Source organism: Niallia sp. FSL W8-0951 (assembly GCF_038006525.1).
Taxonomy (GTDB): Bacteria; Bacillota; Bacilli; order Bacillales; family Cytobacillaceae; genus Niallia; species Niallia circulans.
In genome coordinates this window covers 2,462,260-2,480,303 of the sequence record NZ_JBBOVK010000001.1, presented here as the reverse complement: position 1 = coordinate 2,480,303, position 18,044 = coordinate 2,462,260, and the positions used below count along the sequence as shown (strand labels likewise).

Here is an 18,044-nt window from a genome sequence, read left to right as displayed (position 1 = left end):
GATTTTATGTCTAGAAAAGCATATAATAACGTACATAAATTAACTATAACTTATACATGTAATGATAAGGACAATAGTTTTCTTGTACGGTTTCAAGAGAGGGAAGGATGCTGGGAACTTCCTAACACGATAAGATTGCTTACCACCTTTAAACTTCAGTCAGGAACGGGATTATCCTCAGTAATGACTGGCGGTTTCAGCAGCCGTTATCTGTTTAAACTAAAGCCAGACATTTTCATTGTTTGGGAATTAGGGTGGAACCACGTGTTTTTACTATAAAACTCGTCCCTTCGCATAGGGATGGGTTTTTTTGCGTTTTAATCGGTTCTTATCGTACAAGAAAAGCTTAATGGCAAAAATAAAGGAGGAAGTTTCATGTCAGAATTAATTAAGATTACATTTCCAGACGGAGCGGTAAAGGAGTTTCCAGAAGGGACTACAACAGAAGATATTGCGGGTTCCATTAGCCCAGGCTTAAGAAAAAAAGCACTAGCAGGGAAAATTAATGGCTCTTTATATGATTTGAAAAGACCTATACTAGAGGATGCTTCTTTTGAAATCATTACACCGGATAGCCCAGATGCTTTAGAAATCTTACGCCATAGCTCTGCGCACTTAATGGCACAAGCTATTAAACGAATTTATGGAAATGTTAAGCTCGGTGTAGGGCCAGTTATCGAAAATGGATTTTACTATGATATTGATTTAGAGCAATCGTTAACACCTGAAGATTTACCGGCTATTGAAAAAGAAATGAAAAAAATTATTAACGAAAATCTGGAGATTGTCCGCAAAGAAGTAAGTCGCGCAGAAGCGATTGAGCTTTTTAAAGAAATGGATGATGAATATAAACTAGAGTTAATCGATGCAATTCCTGAAGACGAGACAGTAACATTATACCAACAAGGAGAATTTATTGATCTTTGTCGCGGTGTTCACGTACCATCTACTGGAAAACTAAAAGAGTTTAAATTGCTGAACATTGCAGGTGCATACTGGAGAGGGAACAGCGATAATAAAATGCTTCAACGTATTTATGGAACTGCCTTTTTTAAGAAGAATGAGTTAGAAGAGCACTTACGCTTTTTAGAAGAGGCAAAAGAAAGAGATCATCGCAAAATCGGAAAAGAATTAGATTTATTTATGACTTCTCAAAAAGTCGGACAAGGCTTGCCGCTATGGCTGCCAAAAGGCGCAACAATCAGACGCATTGTAGAACGTTATATTGTAGATAAAGAAGAGCGATTAGGGTATAACCATGTGTATACACCAATCATGGGAAGTGTTGATTTATATAAAACATCTGGACACTGGGATCACTATCAAGAAGATATGTTCCCTGTGATGGAAATGGATAATGAGCAGCTAGTTCTTCGTCCGATGAATTGTCCGCATCATATGGTTGTATACAAAAATGATATTCACAGCTACCGCGAGTTACCAATCCGTATCGCAGAGCTTGGCACAATGCATCGTTACGAAATGTCTGGTGCTTTATCTGGATTACAGCGTGTTCGTGGAATGACTCTAAATGATGCCCATATTTTTGTAAGACCAGACCAAATTAAAGATGAATTTAAGCGTGTTGTAAACTTAGTGCTAGAAGTATATAAAGACTTTAATATTACAGATTACTCGTTCCGTTTATCTTATCGTGATCCTGCAGATACAGAGAAATACTTTGATGACGATGCGATGTGGAATAAAGCACAAAGCATGCTGAAAGAAGCAATGGACGATCTAGGTCTAGATTACTTTGAAGCAGAAGGAGAAGCAGCATTCTACGGTCCGAAATTAGATGTGCAAGTGAAGACTGCCTTAGGAAAGGATGAAACACTTTCTACTGTCCAATTGGACTTTTTATTACCAGAACGCTTTGACTTAACATATGTTGGAGAAGATGGAAAGCAGCATCGTCCAGTAGTGATCCATAGAGGTGTAGTGTCAACAATGGAGCGTTTCATTGCATTCTTGATTGAAGAATACAAAGGAGCATTCCCTACTTGGTTATCACCAGTACAAGTACAAGTTATTCCAGTATCACCTTCTGTACATTTTGAATATGCAAAAAAGGTGCAAGAAAACTTACAAAGACACGGTTTCCGCGTTGAGCTGGATGAGCGCGACGAAAAAATCGGCTATAAAATTCGTGAAGCACAAATGAAAAAAATTCCATACATGCTAGTAGTGGGAGACAATGAAGTAGAAGACAAAGCCGTAAATGTCCGCAAATACGGAGAACAAAAATCAGAAACAGTTTCTTATGTAGATTTCTTAGAAAATTTAACACAAGAAGTGAAATTATCCAATTAAATGAGTTGTATTTCCAAGCCGGAATTTCTGATTTTCAACCTATATTCCGAGCTTTTCTGAATTTATGTATAAAAAGTATTGCATTGAATCCATTATTTTGATAAAATTTTTCTCGTTGTGATATTTCTTTCGTTGACTTATAGATATCAATTGTGATATAGTTACTAAGGTAAATTGAATACGAGTTTGAGGAAAAGAAGAAGCACCCGCTTCTCACCTGATTGACACAGATTCCAAGTAGTTAACAGGTATTACGTAAAACATTTTAGGTATTACTTTTGTTTCGTAAGTGTGGGTGAATTGATCATCCACACTTTTTTATTTGGATGATAAAGATTACAAAGCCTACGATGTCAACTTGGGAGTCAAGTGTCAATTAGTATCTAATCTAGAGAAGGTGACCTAGAATAGATTATTCTTGACCCGAACGTTGTATTCGTCATTAACCTTGGAGGTGTTTAACTATTAGCAAAGATATGATTTTAAATGAAGGCATTCGTGCTAGAGAAGTTCGTCTTATTGACCAAAATGGAGAACAGCTTGGGATTAAAACGAAATTTGAAGCTCTTGAAATTGCAACACGTGTTAATCTTGATGTGGTTCTTGTTGCTCCAAACGCAAAGCCGCCAGTAGCTCGAATCATGGACTACGGTAAATACAAGTTTGAACAGCAAAAGAAAGAAAAAGAAGCACGTAAAAATCAAAAAATCATTAATATTAAAGAGGTTCGCCTTAGTCCAACTATAGATGAGCATGACTTTAATACAAAGCTTCGTAATGCTATTAAGTTCCTAGAAAAAGGCGATAAAGTAAAAGCATCCATCCGTTTTAAGGGACGTGCTATTACACATAAGGAAATCGGTCAACGTGTACTTGTTCGTTTTGCAGAAGCTTGTGCAGAAGTTGCCACTGTGGAATCACATCCGAAAATGGACGGTCGAAGCATGTTCATGACTTTAGCGCCTAAAAACGACAAGTAAGAGGAGGAATACCAAATGCCAAAAATGAAAACTCACCGCGGAGCTGCTAAACGTTTCAAAAAGACAGGCTCTGGTAAATTAAAACGCTCAAAAGCTTATACTAGTCACTTATTTGCTAACAAATCTACTAAGCAAAAACGTAAACTTCGCAAAGCTGGATTAGTATCCAAAGGCGATTTCAAACGCATTCGTCATTTATTAGACAACATTAAGTAATTTTTTCAATATAGGAGGGAAATAATATGCCACGTGTTAAAGGCGGTACAGTTACACGCAAACGTCGTAAAAAAGTTCTTAAATTAGCTAAAGGTTATTATGGTTCAAAACATACATTATACAAAGTTGCAAACCAACAAGTAATGAAATCATTAATGTATGCATACAGAGATCGTCGTCAAAAGAAACGTGATTTCCGTAAATTATGGATTACTCGTATCAATGCAGCTGCTCGTATTAACGGTCTTTCTTATAGCCGTTTAATGCACGGATTAAAATTAGCTGGTATCGAAGTAAACCGCAAAATGCTTGCTGAACTTGCTGTAAGTGATGAAAAAGCATTTGCTGAATTAGCAACAGTTGCAAAACAAAACTTAAAATAAGTTTTTTAAAAAGAAGGTACCTTATACCTTCTTTTTTTCTATACTTTTTTGCGAAAGGGGAGAACATGTGATTACATATGTATTAATCTATTTGGCAGTCGTGAATATATTCGCTTACTCTCTAATGGGGATAGATAAAAAAAGAGCAATTAAGCATCAGTATCGGATAAGTGAAAAAACATTGTGGATTACTGCTATTCTATTTGGAGCGCTGGGTTTATTTATTGGAATGAAAAAGTTTCGTCATAAAACAAAGCATGTTTCTTTCAAATATGGTTTACCTCTCTTGACATTACTAGAAGCTGGGATTGTACTTTATGTACTAAATGTTTAGGCATATTCTCATCTCTTTTCTTATACACTGTAATAACAACATGATTCTTTAGAGCAGAAGGTGATAAGATGGAAGAGCAGTTATCAGTCCTATTTGTAATGGTAGAAGTTAGTGGGATATTAGCACCGATTATTTTTATTTTATTCCATACACTTCGGCAATTTTTGTTTATTCCTCCTATTCTAGTCTGTATTGCGGGAGGAGTTTTATTTGGAGTGACGCTTGGTACCATCTATTCTATTATCGGCTTAACCATTAATTGTCTCTTATTCTATGCGGTCATTCACCGCTTGCCAAAAACTCATAACAAACTATCTCATCTAAAAAAAAGATGGTTTGGTGAATATCGTAATTTAACACTCGGACAAATCTCCGTTTTAAGATTGATCCCTGTGTTTCATTATCATTTATTAAATTTCTGCTTGTTGGAAAAAAGAAAAAGTTTAAAGGAATATAGTAAAACTTCTTTTATAAGCAATATTCCTTTAGCATTTTTCTATACTATTTTTGGCCAATTTATCAGTCAATTCTCGTTGACAATGGTTGTGATCATTTTGTTTGCGTTAGCGATACTTGTTTATATCTTACGGGAAAAAATTACGGTAATAAAATGGAGAGAATTTTTTAAAGAGGCCCATGAATAAAAAGGAGAATTTAAGACCTTCTTTCTTAAATGAATATAACCCCTGAACCATTATACGAAGCTTTCTTGTATGCATGTATAATGGTTCAGGGGTTTATTTGGTTGATTACGGAAGTTCGAGCTTCCGTTATTTACGACTTTTTAAACCGTGTCCATTCGATTTTTGCCTTTGGATAGATAGACAATAGTGACTGTTCTATATCGGCTTTATCTTGAGTGGACAACTTTGTATTATAAGGATTTGTAGGAAAGAGTAAAATGTGATCCACTTCTTCAGCAGCAGCGTATTTTTCCCCCTCAAGCAAATGACCTTTATATGTTAGTAAGAGATTCATTCTTATATTATCTTTTTTATCAAACAAATAAAATGTTCCACGCTTTTGCGCGAATGTTAATCTTCGCTGCGGATTCGTTAAGAAAGAAGTGAGTCGAAATAACCCATAAATAAGAAATGAGAGAAGAACGATTAACAAAAGCCATTTCATAAAAGAGCCTCCAGTAACTTAAATTTTCAGGATTAACTAATAGAATACGAAAGAGAACATAAAAGGTTTCATTTTTAGAAAAATATTTTAAAAAAGAAATAAAAATAAATAGAAACAAAGAATTGATACATAATATAAGCAAGTGTTCTTTTCTATACCCGTAAGACGAAGGAGTAACCTCTTTTGAATAAAGCTATACTTAAGAAGTATCTTATACTTTGTACTATAATTATTTTCTAGTATAATGATGAAGAATATATTATATTGAGGGAGTCGAAATAATGGCGAAATTAGATGAAACATTAACAATGCTTAAAGACCTTACTGATGCAAAAGGGATTCCAGGAAATGAAAAAGAACCCAGAGAGGTCATGAAAAAGTACATAGCAGAATATGCAGACGAGGTAACAACAGATAATTTAGGAAGCTTAATTGCTAAGAAAGTTGGCCAAGCAAATGGACCGAAAATAATGGTTGCAGGTCATCTTGATGAAATTGGTTTTATGATAACCCGTATTGATGATAAAGGTTTTCTCTATTTTCAAACAGTAGGCGGCTGGTGGTCACAAGTAATGTTAGCCCAACGAGTAACAATTGTGACAAGCAAAGGAGAGATCACTGGTATTACAGGATCAAAACCACCTCATGTAATAAGTCCAGAAGCAAGAAAGAAACCAATCGACCTAAAAGATATCTTTATTGATATTGGCGCATCTTCTAAAGAGGAAGCAATGGAGTGGGGCGTAAAACCGGGCGATATGGTCGTTCCATATTTTGAGTTTACGGTTATGAATAATGAAAAAATGCTGCTTGCAAAAGCATGGGATAATCGTATTGGCTGTGCTATTGCGATAGATGTATTAAAGAATTTAAAAGACAGCAATCACCCTAATATAGTCTATGGTGTGGGCACAGTTCAGGAAGAGGTTGGCCTTCGTGGAGCGAAAACAGCTGCAAACTTTATTGAGCCGGACATTGGTTTTGGCGTAGATGTTGGTATTGCTGGTGATACACCAGGAGTAACAGAAAAAGAAGCATTAAGTAAAATGGGCAAAGGTCCTCAGATTATTTTATATGATGCTTCCATGGTGTCTCATAAAGGACTACGTGACTTAGTTACAGATACTGCTGATGAGTTAAATATTCCTTATCAATTTGACAGTGTGCCAGCAGGTGGAACAGACTCAGGCTCCATTCATTTAACGCATAAGGGAGTGCCGGCTTTATCTATCACGATTGCAACTCGCTATATTCATTCACACGCTGCAATGCTGCACCGTGATGATTATGAAAATGCTGTTAAGTTAATCGTTGAGGTAATTAAAAAATTAGATCGTGAAACAGTAAATTCATTAACATTTGCATAATTAAAAGGGAATTTGATTTTTTAATCAAATTCCCTTTTTTAAGAAGCTTTATCAACAAGTCATATATCTTATCCTAATAACCACATGATTTTTATTCTAGTGGAGGTATCTTAGTATTCAAGATCGCTGCCTTCCTTGCTTTGAGCAGACGGTTAATATTGATTACAATCGTTTTAACAGCAGCGTAAGTTGGTACTGCAAGAATCATTCCTAAAATACCTGCTAAATTTCCGGCTACTAATAACAGAATAATAATGGTTGCTGGATGTGTATCCAATCTTTTTCCAAGAATTAAAGGAGATAGAATATTTCCTTCAATCTGTTGAGCAATGGTAATGACGATAATAACTAGTAAGGCTTGTGTTGGTGATGTGAAAATAGCGATAATAACAGCAGGCGCACCACCGATTAATGGTCCAACATATGGAATCATGTTTGTTACAGCCACAAGTAAAGCCATTACAAGCGCATAATCAAGACCGATTATTAAATAACCAATCAAAGCCAAGGTTCCTACAAATAGAGCTACAATAACTTGTCCTTGTATGTAGGCAGCAATTGTTTCGCTTGTATCTTTGATAATATGTAATCCTTCTTTACGATAAGACGCAGGGAAAAATTTAGAGAGTGCCTCCGGAAATTTGCTGCCATCTTTTAAACAATAGAAAAGTAAAAATGGAACTGTAACAATTGTAATGGTGATATTAGTCATAGTACTAATGATTTTACCGATTCCATTTGTTATATTGCTTGGAATTGTTTGAGCATAGGCCTTTAGGTTTTCTGTTATATCTTCAATTTTTACATATTCTTGATTCATAATCCATTTGTACTGTTTTGTATCATTTAAGTATTGGAAATATTGCACTGCTTCATCAGCATATTTAGGTATATTTTTAAATAACTCACTAAATTCTTTGCTGATCATAGGTACGATACTGCCAATAACCAAAATCAAAATTCCGATAACACCAACATATAGAATAATAATGGCAAGTGTCTTTGGAATTTTATTTTTTTGCAAAAACTTAACGATTGGATTAAGTAAAAAGTATAAGAAACCAGTAATGATAATGGGAACAAAAAGAGTTGAAAATAACACTGCCACTGGTTTAAATAAAAATGAAATTTTTGTGCATAGATAAACAATCGCAACAATGATAAGAACTTGTAATAACCAATAATGAAACTTCTTTTTTGTCAAAATTTTTCACCTTTTTCATATTTTGTATAGCAAGTATAGCATATTCGCTCTATTTCTTGTAATGATAGTTATGCATTATATAAAACGATTATAGCACCCTATAAATCCATCATGATATTAACGAAATAGCTGGGAAAAAAGTTTCAAAAAAATATAAAAAATAATGGTATTTTGGGAAGGATATAGGTAGAAACAAAAAGAAATGATACAATCCACTCCAATTTGTTGAAAGGAGCAAAGGATTGTATCATCCTTTAACTTAAGCAAAAAAGCCGTGTTACTCAACATTGATAATTTTTAAATGGGAAATATTTAAGAAATTACGAATGTTTAAAGCGGTAGCGCCGAATAAAGATGCCTTAGAACCAAGACGTGAATTTTCAATGACAATATCTTTATTAAAAGAACTTTCTAGGTTATCACGAATGAATGAAAGTATATCAGGGACTCTTCGAATGACAGAACTATTCATGTATATAATCTTTGGAGCAAAAGAAGTCATTATATTATTTAACCCTTTTGAAAGATTATAGCAATGTTGCTGAATCAGTTCTTGTACTGCTAAATCATTAGCATAGTAATGCTCAGCTAATAAATCTGGCGTAACATCGGATAATTGTTTTAACTCTTTAAACTGCTCAAGAAGAACCTTATCGGAACAATATTGCTCTAAGCAGCCTTTATTTCCACAAGGGCAAGTTCTGCCATCTGGATAAAGAATAGAATGACCAACTTCACCAGCTCTTCCGTCTAAACCTGTAAACAATTGCCCATCAATAATAATTCCAGCACCAATACCACTATGGATACTTAAACTAATTAAGTTATTAAATTCTGTTGAAAAAGTAGACTCTCCAATGGCAGTTAAATTAGCTTCGTTTTCAATATGAATAGGATACTGATACAGTTTCGTTAACTCTTCATAAAGTTCTATTTTCTCTAAATCATAATAAGGAGTAAATAAAATATTATTTTTATTAACAATACCATGTATAGCAATCCCAATCCCAACGATACCATAGGTTGTCAGATTACTTATTTTTTCATATTTTTCAATAATATCAGAAATATGGGAAAGAACATTTTCTTTCTTAATAAACGTACCCCTTTCTTTATTATAAAAAACCACCTCTCCATCTAAATAAGTAACCATTGTAGAAATAAAGTCATAGCCAAGCTCTATGGCAATCGAAAGACCAGCTTTCTTATTTAGTTGTAAAAGAATTGGCTTTCTTCCCCCAGAGTGACTACTTTCGCCAATTCCGATTTCTTCTATTAGTTTCTCTTCAAGTAACTTCTTTGTTATATCAGAAACAGTTGCTTTATTTAACCCAATATTAGCCGAAAGGGTTGCCCGAGAGATAGGGGCATGCTGAACAATTTGCTCCATAACAAGAGAAGCATTTTGTTCTCTAATTACATATTTGTCTGTGACCATTATTTTCCTCCAAACAGTTTATCACCTAGTAACGATGTATGTATTGTTAGGTTACCATACTAATTATAATTCTTCTATCAAATTTGTTAATAAATTAACAAATTTGATATTGTAAGCGCTTGACAAAAAACGAAGTTAGATTTATGATGAATTCAGTTAGTATATTGAACTAACAAATAGAAAGTAAATTAAATAGATTTGTAGAAAATAGTTGAGAAAAGAAAAAGTAAGTTAAAGATGATCATGATTTTTATAACAAATAGGAGGGAATTAGAATGGAATTTTTTCCAATGATTAAAAAAGTAAAATATGAAGGACCAAAAACAGAGAATATTTATGCATACCGTCATTATAATCCAGAAGAAGTTGTATTAGGAAAAACGATGAAAGAACATTTGCGTTTCAGTATGGCATGGTGGCATACATTAACGCAGGATGGTTCTGATCCATTTGGTGCTGCTACAAATGTTCGTAACTGGTTTGGCGAAACACCAATGGAAACAGCAAAAAATCGTGTAGAAGCTGGATTTGAATTAATGGAAAAAATGGGTTTTGAATTCTTCTGCTTTCATGATGTGGATATTGCTCCAGAGGGCGATACGCTTCAAGAGTTCTTCGATAATTTAGATGTAATCACAGATTTAATTAAAGAAAAAATGGATCAAACAGGGATTAAATTACTGTGGAATACAGCTAATATGTTTACAAACCCTCGCTTTGTACACGGGGCTGCTTCTTCATCCAATGCAGAAGTTTTTGCGTATGCTGCAGCACAGGTGAAAAAAGGCTTAGAAATCAGTAAGAAGCTTGGCGGCAAAAACTATGTATTCTGGGGTGGACGTGAAGGATATGAGTCTTTATTAAACACAGATTTACAATTAGAACAAGATAATATGGCTCGCTTCTTCCATATGGCAGTTGATTATGCCAAAGAATTAAACCATGAAGTTCAGTTTTTAATTGAACCAAAACCAATGGAGCCATCCAAACACCAATACGATTTTGACGCTGCTACGGCAATGGCCTTCTTGCAAAAATACAATCTTGATAAACACTTTAAACTAAACCTAGAAGCAAACCATGCTACATTAGCAGGACATACTTTTGAACATGAAATGGCCGTTGCGAGAAGCTACAATGCACTTGGATCCTTAGATGCGAACCAAGGAGATGTAATGCTTGGATGGGATACAGATGAGTTCCCAACTAATATCTATGATACAACTCTGGCAATGTATCAAGTACTTGAAAATGGAGGAATTGCTCCAGGGGGTATTAACTTTGATGCGAAAGTTCGCCGTTCTTCATTCTCTATGGAAGATTTAGTGCTTGCACATATTGCTGGTATGGATACATTTGCACGCGGACTTAAATCAGCTGCAAAACTAAAAGAAGATGGTTTCTTCGATAAAGAAATTGAACGCAGATATAAGAGCTATACAACTGGAATTGGTAAATCTATTGTAGACGGAAAAGAAAATCTGAAAACATTAACTGAATATGCATTACAGCATGATCAAATTGAAAATGAGCCAAATCATCTAGAATTCTTAAAATCTCGTTTGAATGATTATTTAGTATAATACAAATAGAAAAACAAGTAGAATAACATCAATAAAAGGGGTGTCTCAAATAGAAGGAGTTGGCATCACAAGTTTATTAGTAGTAGCTCATTGAAAAAATCTACTAGAAATACTTGTGAAGGTCGAAATTTCTATGAATGAGACATCCCTTTGCATTGGTCTTCAGGAGGGAGCGTTTATAAATGTCATATGTAATAGGGATTGATTTAGGAACAAGTTCCTTAAAGGGATTGTTAGTGGATAAAGAAGGGAAGGTTCTTATCACAAAGAGCTCTGAGTATGAGCTTTTAACTCCACAGCCGAAGTATAGTGAGCAAAATCCAAATGTTTGGATAGAAGCATTAGACATTGTGCTAAAAGAAATTATTGAAGCATTTCCAGAAGCAGCATCCAAAACAGAAGGAATTAGTTTTTCTGGACAAATGCATAGCTTAGTTTTATTAGATGCAAATGGAACTCCCCTCAGAAATGCTATCTTATGGAATGATGTAAGAACAAGTAAGCAATGTCAGGAGATAATGGATAAGGCAGGACAAGAAGTTATTAGCATCACAAAGAACAAAGCACTAGAAGGATTTACCTTGCCTAAGCTGTTATGGGTAAAAGAAAATGAACCGACTATATGGGAACAAGCAAAGCACTTTCTATTGCCTAAAGATTTTTTAGGATTTTATTTAACCGGTAATAAGCAAATGGAGTATTCAGATGCTGCTGGAACATTAATGCTGAATGTAGAAGAAAAGATGTGGAGTGAATCAATTGCTGAATTATTTGATCTTCCTTTAGGTATTTTTCCTAAGCTTGTTGAGTCCTCTGACAAAATAGGCATAATGAAAGAAGAGCTTGCAAAAAAGTATGGCTTTACAAATGATATTGCTGTATTTTCTGGGGGAGCAGATAATGCCTGTGCAGCAGTTGGCGCAGGCATTGTTAAAGAAGGTATGGGATTAGCTAGTATCGGAACATCAGGTGTATTTCTTTCCTATGAACAAGATGGTAAAGAAGATTATGCAGGGAAAGTTCATTATTTCAATCATGCAATAAAAAACAGTTTTTATTCCATGGGGGTAACATTATCTGCTGGTTATAGTTTAAATTGGTTTAAAAATACGTTTGCAGCAGAGAAAAGTTATGATGAATTACTTGGAAATATTGATAATATTCCAATCGGTTCAGATGGATTAGTGTTTACTCCTTATATAATGGGAGAAAGAACACCCTATACAGATAGCCAAATAAGAGGCAGTTTTATTGGCATGGATGCAAGGCATACACTAGATAACTTTGCACGCGCTGTTGTTGAAGGTATTACTTTTTCATTGAATGATAGTAAGATTTTGATGGAGGAAAATGCGAATAAGCAGTTTGCACGCATTGTTTCCGTAGGCGGAGGAGCAAAAAACAGCAAGTGGCTACAAATTCAAGCAGATATTTTTAATACGCCAGTTGTTAATTTAACAGTGGAACAAGGACCAGGTTTAGGTGCGGCGATGGTTGCTGCAGTTGGATTAGGGTGGTTTGCAACGATGAATGAGTGTGTAGAAAAGTTCGTTCAATATAAAGAAGAATTTCAGCCTATTCCAGAAAATGTGAAAAAATACGAACAAGTATATAATATTTATAAAGAAGTTTATGCAGCGACGAAAGAAACTTCGCATAGACTACAAGCGTTAATGGAATAGTTTTTTGTTAAAAGGCTAAGCTGACATTTCTATAAGAAAAATCTTTATTAGGAAAAAACACGTAGCCTCCTCCTATGGGAGGCTCAGTGCTCGCCAGATGAAAGTGAAGTGTATTCAGTCTAACCTTCTATTCTAATGAATAAAAACCCGAATAATTATGAGAAAATCCTATTATATTGGCATTTCCCAATAATCGTTCGGGTTTATAATTGGAATAGTTGTTTTTACTTTAGTCCATTTTCTAATGTCTGCAGCATTTCTACTTTATCTTCTTCAGAAGAATTTTTCCAAATTACTTCGAATAAAACGCCTAAACCAGGCAGCATTTTTTCTTCTCCGTTTTGGATAGCATCCACGATTGTATCTTTTAATTCATCTTGAGAATTGCCAGAAACATTATGGATTATTGCATTACGTAAATTTAAATTCATAATAAGCACCCTTCTTTCTCATTGTTACCTATCCATATCCATTCACCTTATTGAATAATATGGAATAGAGTTTTTGTAAAACATATCTATTTTTAGCATTTCACTAATGGCGTTTATTATGTATTTTATTTACGCTATAATAAAAGCAATAGAGAATAATTGGTGATTGTGAAGGAGAATAGCAAGTGAAACACATACTTTCGGTAAAAAATCCACAAATTAAAGAATGGAAAAAACGATTAACAAAAAAGGAAAGAGATAAGACGGAAACGTTTTTGGTGGAAGGCTTTCATCTTGTGGAAGAAGCATTCAAAGCAAATTCTATTATTGATTTAATCGTTTCAGAGGAGATAGATGTACCTGCTTGGGATTATGGAGATACTCCGATAACGATCGTTACAAAAGAGATTATTAAAGAACTTTCAGATACAGAAACACCCCAAGGTATTCTGGCCTTATGTAAGCAGCAAAGCCATTTAGAAACTTTGTCTACTGCTCAAACCTTTATTGCGATTGATCAAGTTCAAGATCCCGGTAATTTGGGAACGATTATCCGCACAGCTGATGCAGCAGGGATCGATGCAGTCATTATCGGAGAAGGAACGGTTGATATATATAATCCAAAGGTAGTTCGATCAGGCCAAGGAAGTCATTTTCACTTGCCAATTATAAAAACAAATTTAGCATCGTTTATGGATGAATTAAAAGAAAGGAATATTCCCATTTATGGGACTGCCCTTGAAAATGGCAGGGATTATCGGGAGATAGAAAAAACAGCCTCATTTTGTTTAATTGTTGGGAATGAAGGCAATGGTGTAAGGAAAGAAGTATTAAGTAAGACTGATACAAACTTATATATACCAATTTACGGGAAAAGTGAATCATTAAATGTGGCAGTGGCAGCAGGTATTTTAATGTATTATTTTAAATAATGTGTTAGTTACAACCAAAAGCAAAAAAGGCATTTGAAAACTAATTAGATATATATTATAATTAAAATCAAATTACATGAATAAAGACATTGATGGAGAAAAGTAATTGATGATTTTTAATTAAGGGAGAAAATGCCGCAGACTGTAAGCATTTTTATTAAAAACATGAATGAAGTTCACCTCCTGAGTCGGCATCGGGACCATTTTTCTTGTTTTAGAAAGATGTAAAGATGTACCGGTATAGACTACCGTTATCCAAATGAAGTGAACTTGTTTTTATTATACATACAAGTTAATTAGGGTGGTACCGCGACAATAACCTCGTCCCTTTTTGGGGATGGGGTTTTTTTATGCCAATTTTCATGCGAGAACAAACCATATATAAGGAGGAAATGTAATGGAGGATAAATTAAAAGAATTGCAAGCTGAAGCACTAACACGCATTGAAAGCAGTAACGATATGAAAGAATTAAATGAAATTCGTATCGCATATTTAGGAAAAAAAGGCCCAATTACAGAAGTATTAAAAGGAATGGGCAAACTATCTGCTGAAGAAAGACCAAAGATGGGGGCGTTAGTCAACGTTGTTCGTGACGAAATTACTAGCCGCATTGAGGCTAAACAAAAGGCGTTAGAAGAAGCGCTCGTTCAAGAAAAAATTGCTTCTGAAACAATTGATATAACTCTACCTGGTCGTCCTGTTTCTACAGGTAATCACCATCCTCTAACAAGAGTCGTAGAAGAAATTGAAGATTTATTTATTGGAATGGGCTATACCATTGAAGAGGGTCCAGAAGTGGAAAATGATTACTATAATTTCGAAGCATTGAATCTGCCTAAGGATCACCCAGCAAGGGATATGCAAGATTCATTCTATATTACAGAAGAAACGTTACTTCGAACGCAAACATCACCAATGCAAGCAAGAACATTAGAGAAACATAAAGGGAAAGGACCAGTGAAGATTATTTGTCCTGGTAAAGTATATCGTCGTGATAATGATGACGCGACACACTCCCATCAATTTATGCAGATTGAAGGACTTGTGGTTGATGAAAACATTCGTATGAGTGATTTAATTGGTACGCTTGAAGTTTTTGCAAAGAAAATGTTTGGAGAAGATAGAGAAATCCGTTTACGTCCAAGCTTTTTCCCATTCACAGAGCCTTCTGTTGAAGTGGACATTTCTTGTTTTATCTGTAAAGGTGCTGGCTGCAGTGTGTGTAAAAAAACAGGCTGGATTGAAATTTTAGGAGCTGGAATGGTTCATCCAAATGTATTGGAAATGTCCGGTTTTGACTCTAAGAAATATTCTGGGTTTGCCTTTGGAATGGGGCCAGAGCGAATTGCGATGTTGAAATATGGAATTGATGATATTCGTCATTTCTATACAAATGATGTACGTTTCTTAAAACAATTTTCAGTACCGGAATATTAAGGGTGGAGGAGAAAAAATGTTAGTATCCTATAATTGGTTAAATGAATATGTAGATTTAAATGGCATAAGTCCTAATGAATTAGCAGAAAAAATTACAAAGAGTGGTATCGAGGTAGAAGGCGTCGAGGTTCTTGATGAAGGAATTAAAAATGTAGTAATCGGTTATGTTGTCGAGCGTGAACAACATCCGAATGCAGACAAATTAAATAAATGTTTAGTCGATGTTGGCGAGGGAGACCCAATCCAAATTATCTGTGGCGCTCCTAATGTAGATAAAGGCCAAAAGGTAGCTGTAGCAAAGGTTGGCGCAGTTCTTCCAGGTAACTTCAAAATTAAAAAAGCGAAGCTGCGTGGGGAAGAATCAAACGGGATGATTTGTTCCCTGCAAGAGCTTGGTATCGAAGGGAAAATTGTCGCAAAAGACTATGCACAAGGCATTTTTGTTTTTCCAAGTGATGTAGAGGTCGGAAAAAATGCATTAGAATATTTGCAACGAAATGATGCCGTACTAGAACTGGGGTTAACTCCAAACCGTGCTGATTGCTTAAGCATGCTTGGAGTAGCGTATGAAGTAGCTGCCATTTTAGAAAAAGAAGTAAAATTACCTAATACAGAATATCCAACAATTAACGAAAAAGCATCTGATTATATTAAAGTTTCAGTAGAAGAGAATGCAGATGTACCATTATATACAGCAAGAGTAATTAAGAATATCAAAATCTCTCCATCTCCATTATGGATGCAAGGAAAATTAATGGCTGCAGGAATCCGCCCACATAACAATGTGGTCGATATTACGAACTATATTTTACTAGAATATGGTCAACCGCTGCATGCCTTTGATTATGATAAAATTGGCTCAAAGGAAATTCTTGTAAGAAGAGCACAAAGTGGCGAAAAAATTACGACACTTGATGAAACGGATAGAACATTATCAGAAGATAATCTGCTTATTACGAACGGAAAAGAAGGAATAGCTGTTGCTGGTGTAATGGGTGGTGCGAATTCTGAAGTTCAAGCTGACACTACTACTGTTTTATTAGAATCTGCTTATTTTGACAGTAAAGTAATTCGCAGATCTTCTAAAGTAATTGGTTTAAGAAGTGAAGCAAGCGCAAGATATGAAAAAGGAATTGATCCAAATCGAGTACGTAAAGCTGCAGATAGAGCTTGTCAATTATTACAATTATATGCTGGCGGAGAAGTGCTTGAAGGGGAAGTCGCAGTTGATACACTCACTGCTGAGCCAAAAGTAGTTTCGATTACGCTCGGAAAAATCAATCAAACATTAGGAACAACATTAAAGACGGATGCAGTAACGGCTATTTTTGATAGTCTTCAATTTGCAACACAAATGGAAGGTGACACATTCACGGTAACTGTGCCAACAAGAAGAAATGATATTGTTATCGAGGCAGATTTAATCGAAGAGGTTGCCCGTCTTTATGGCTATGATAACCTGCCGAAAACATTGCCAATAGGTGCGGCTACACCAGGTTCTTTAACTGCTTATCAGAAAAAACGTCGTATGGCACGCAGATATTTAGAGTCAGCTGGATTATATCAAGCAATTACCTATTCATTAACAAATGAAGCGAAAGTGCATAGCTTTGCTTTAGAGAAAAGAAACCCAATCAAACTTGCAATGCCAATGAGTGAAGAACGTGCATTATTACGTCAAAGCATCGTGCCGCAGCTGTTAGAGGTGCTTAAATACAATGCAGCAAGACAAAATGAAAACATAGCTGTTTATGAAACAGGGGTTGTCTTCTTAGCGAATGGAGAACAGGAGCTTCCCGAGGAAAAAGAACATTTAGCTGGTGCAGTTACAGGCATTTGGAGTATGCATCCATGGCAAGGAGAGAAGAAAACTGTTGATTTCTTTGTTGTAAAAGGGGTATTAGAAGGGTTATTCCAAAAGTTAGGTGTTCATGAGCAAATTACATTTGCTAGAGCGGAATTGGATGGAATGCATCCAGGAAGAACAGCTGAAATCGTCCTTAATGGGGAGATCATTGGATTTGTCGGCCAAGTGCATCCGCAAATGCAAAATGATTTAGATTTAAAAGAAACGTATTGTTTCGAACTAGACCTAAGTAAGTTATTTGCTGTAGAAGTAGAAGCATTACATTATACGTCCATCCCTCGTTTCCCGTATGTAACAAGAGATATAGCACTTGTTGTAGAGAAGGACGTGTTAGCTGGTAGTCTTCAAGAAATTATTATTGAAGCTGGTGGAAAGTTACTAAAAGATGTTCAAGTGTTTGATTTATATGAGGGTGAAAAAATGGAAGCAGGCAAAAAATCGATTGCATTCTCCTTAACATATTTTGATCCAGAACAAACATTAACAGATGAAATGATTAGCAAGACTCATGATAAAGTACTTGCTGCAGTAGAAGAAAAAGCTGGTGCTTCGCTAAGAGGCTGAGGCGGATAAAAAACATCCCAGAGTTCAATTCTGGGATGTTTTTTAATTGAAGCTGGGACATAAGTATTTTCAACTAAATAACCCCGAACAATAATACGTACACATTAAAAAATATTCGATAATTGTTTAGGGATTTATATTTATTTTATTAAAGAAAATTTGGGTTATCACCCGCAAGACTAAT

16 protein-coding genes and 3 other annotated features are annotated in these 18,044 nt (G+C 35.2%); of the genes, 12 read left to right on the top strand and 4 right to left on the bottom strand.

Annotation, left to right across the window (positions count from 1 at the left end; translation table 11 throughout):
• Positions 1 to 52: 52 nt before the first annotated feature.
• Positions 53 to 293, top strand: a binding site (T-box leader).
• Between the two features lie 82 nt (positions 294 to 375).
• The 6 genes from thrS to NSS71_RS12395 all read left to right on the top strand — a co-directional run bounded on the left by thrS (position 376) and on the right by NSS71_RS12395 (position 4,870).
• The gene (gene thrS, locus NSS71_RS12420) at positions 376 to 2,313 is read left to right on the top strand and encodes a threonine--tRNA ligase (RefSeq protein ID WP_047941898.1); all 1,938 of its coding nucleotides are present in this window, start codon (positions 376 to 378) and stop codon (positions 2,311 to 2,313) included.
• Positions 2,314 to 2,501: 188 nt separating this feature from the next.
• Positions 2,502 to 2,639 (top strand) — a sequence feature (ribosomal protein L20 leader region).
• A gap of 150 nt (positions 2,640 to 2,789) precedes the next feature.
• Entirely contained in the window at positions 2,790 to 3,293 is a 504-nt protein-coding gene (gene infC / locus NSS71_RS12415) for a translation initiation factor IF-3 (RefSeq protein ID WP_016201804.1), read from the top strand.
• Between the two features lie 15 nt (positions 3,294 to 3,308).
• Positions 3,309 to 3,509: a 50S ribosomal protein L35 gene (gene rpmI, locus NSS71_RS12410; RefSeq protein WP_016201803.1), complete on the top strand. Its 201-nt coding sequence runs from the start codon at positions 3,309 to 3,311 to the stop codon at positions 3,507 to 3,509.
• Between the two features lie 26 nt (positions 3,510 to 3,535).
• A complete protein-coding gene (gene rplT / locus NSS71_RS12405) occupies positions 3,536 to 3,892 on the top strand; it encodes a 50S ribosomal protein L20 (protein WP_031534824.1) in 357 nt (118 codons plus the stop codon).
• 67 nt (positions 3,893 to 3,959) lie between these two features.
• Positions 3,960 to 4,226, top strand: a complete 267-nt coding sequence (locus NSS71_RS12400; RefSeq protein ID WP_082138309.1) for a DUF1294 domain-containing protein — start codon at positions 3,960 to 3,962, stop codon at positions 4,224 to 4,226.
• Positions 4,227 to 4,294: 68 nt separating this feature from the next.
• Positions 4,295 to 4,870, top strand: a complete 576-nt coding sequence (locus tag NSS71_RS12395) for a TVP38/TMEM64 family protein (protein WP_047941900.1) — start codon at positions 4,295 to 4,297, stop codon at positions 4,868 to 4,870.
• Positions 4,871 to 5,000: 130 nt separating this feature from the next.
• On the opposite strand, the gene NSS71_RS12390 is transcribed toward NSS71_RS12395, so the two are convergent.
• Positions 5,001 to 5,354 carry a hypothetical protein gene (locus NSS71_RS12390; protein ID WP_047941901.1) on the bottom strand — a complete coding sequence of 118 codons (354 nt, stop codon included), beginning with the start codon at positions 5,352 to 5,354 and terminating at the stop codon, positions 5,001 to 5,003.
• A 281-nt stretch (positions 5,355 to 5,635) separates the two neighbouring features.
• On the opposite strand from NSS71_RS12390, the gene NSS71_RS12385 reads away from it, so the two are divergent.
• A complete protein-coding gene (locus tag NSS71_RS12385; protein ID WP_047941902.1) occupies positions 5,636 to 6,721 on the top strand; it encodes a M42 family metallopeptidase in 1,086 nt (361 codons plus the stop codon).
• Positions 6,722 to 6,812: 91 nt separating this feature from the next.
• Here NSS71_RS12385 and NSS71_RS12380 read toward each other — a convergent pair whose 3' ends face one another.
• Both NSS71_RS12380 and NSS71_RS12375 read right to left on the bottom strand, forming a co-directional pair.
• Entirely contained in the window at positions 6,813 to 7,925 is a 1,113-nt protein-coding gene (locus NSS71_RS12380) for an AI-2E family transporter (RefSeq protein ID WP_047941903.1), read from the bottom strand.
• A 277-nt stretch (positions 7,926 to 8,202) separates the two neighbouring features.
• On the bottom strand, positions 8,203 to 9,363 hold the full coding sequence (locus NSS71_RS12375) for an ROK family protein (protein WP_061798701.1): 1,161 nt from the start codon (positions 9,361 to 9,363) through the stop codon (positions 8,203 to 8,205).
• A 275-nt stretch (positions 9,364 to 9,638) separates the two neighbouring features.
• On the opposite strand from NSS71_RS12375, the gene xylA reads away from it, so the two are divergent.
• Entirely contained in the window at positions 9,639 to 10,946 is a 1,308-nt protein-coding gene (xylA, locus tag NSS71_RS12370; protein ID WP_047941906.1) for a xylose isomerase, read from the top strand.
• Between the two features lie 182 nt (positions 10,947 to 11,128).
• Positions 11,129 to 12,628, top strand: coding sequence for a xylulokinase (gene xylB / locus NSS71_RS12365; RefSeq protein WP_047941908.1), 1,500 nt, complete (start codon positions 11,129 to 11,131; stop codon positions 12,626 to 12,628).
• Between the two features lie 224 nt (positions 12,629 to 12,852).
• On the opposite strand, the gene sspI is transcribed toward xylB, so the two are convergent.
• Positions 12,853 to 13,059 carry a small acid-soluble spore protein SspI gene (sspI, locus tag NSS71_RS12360; RefSeq protein ID WP_047941909.1) on the bottom strand — a complete coding sequence of 69 codons (207 nt, stop codon included), beginning with the start codon at positions 13,057 to 13,059 and terminating at the stop codon, positions 12,853 to 12,855.
• 185 nt (positions 13,060 to 13,244) lie between these two features.
• Between sspI and NSS71_RS12355 the strand changes: the two genes are divergently transcribed.
• From NSS71_RS12355 to pheT, 3 genes are all read left to right on the top strand, one after another.
• On the top strand, positions 13,245 to 13,991 hold the full coding sequence (locus tag NSS71_RS12355) for a TrmH family RNA methyltransferase (RefSeq protein ID WP_061798699.1): 747 nt from the start codon (positions 13,245 to 13,247) through the stop codon (positions 13,989 to 13,991).
• A gap of 80 nt (positions 13,992 to 14,071) precedes the next feature.
• Positions 14,072 to 14,323: a binding site (T-box leader), on the top strand.
• 65 nt (positions 14,324 to 14,388) lie between these two features.
• Positions 14,389 to 15,429 carry a phenylalanine--tRNA ligase subunit alpha gene (gene pheS, locus NSS71_RS12350; RefSeq protein WP_061798697.1) on the top strand — a complete coding sequence of 347 codons (1,041 nt, stop codon included), beginning with the start codon at positions 14,389 to 14,391 and terminating at the stop codon, positions 15,427 to 15,429.
• Positions 15,430 to 15,445: 16 nt separating this feature from the next.
• Entirely contained in the window at positions 15,446 to 17,860 is a 2,415-nt protein-coding gene (gene pheT, locus NSS71_RS12345; protein WP_047941913.1) for a phenylalanine--tRNA ligase subunit beta, read from the top strand.
• Positions 17,861 to 18,044: the final 184 nt, after the last annotated feature.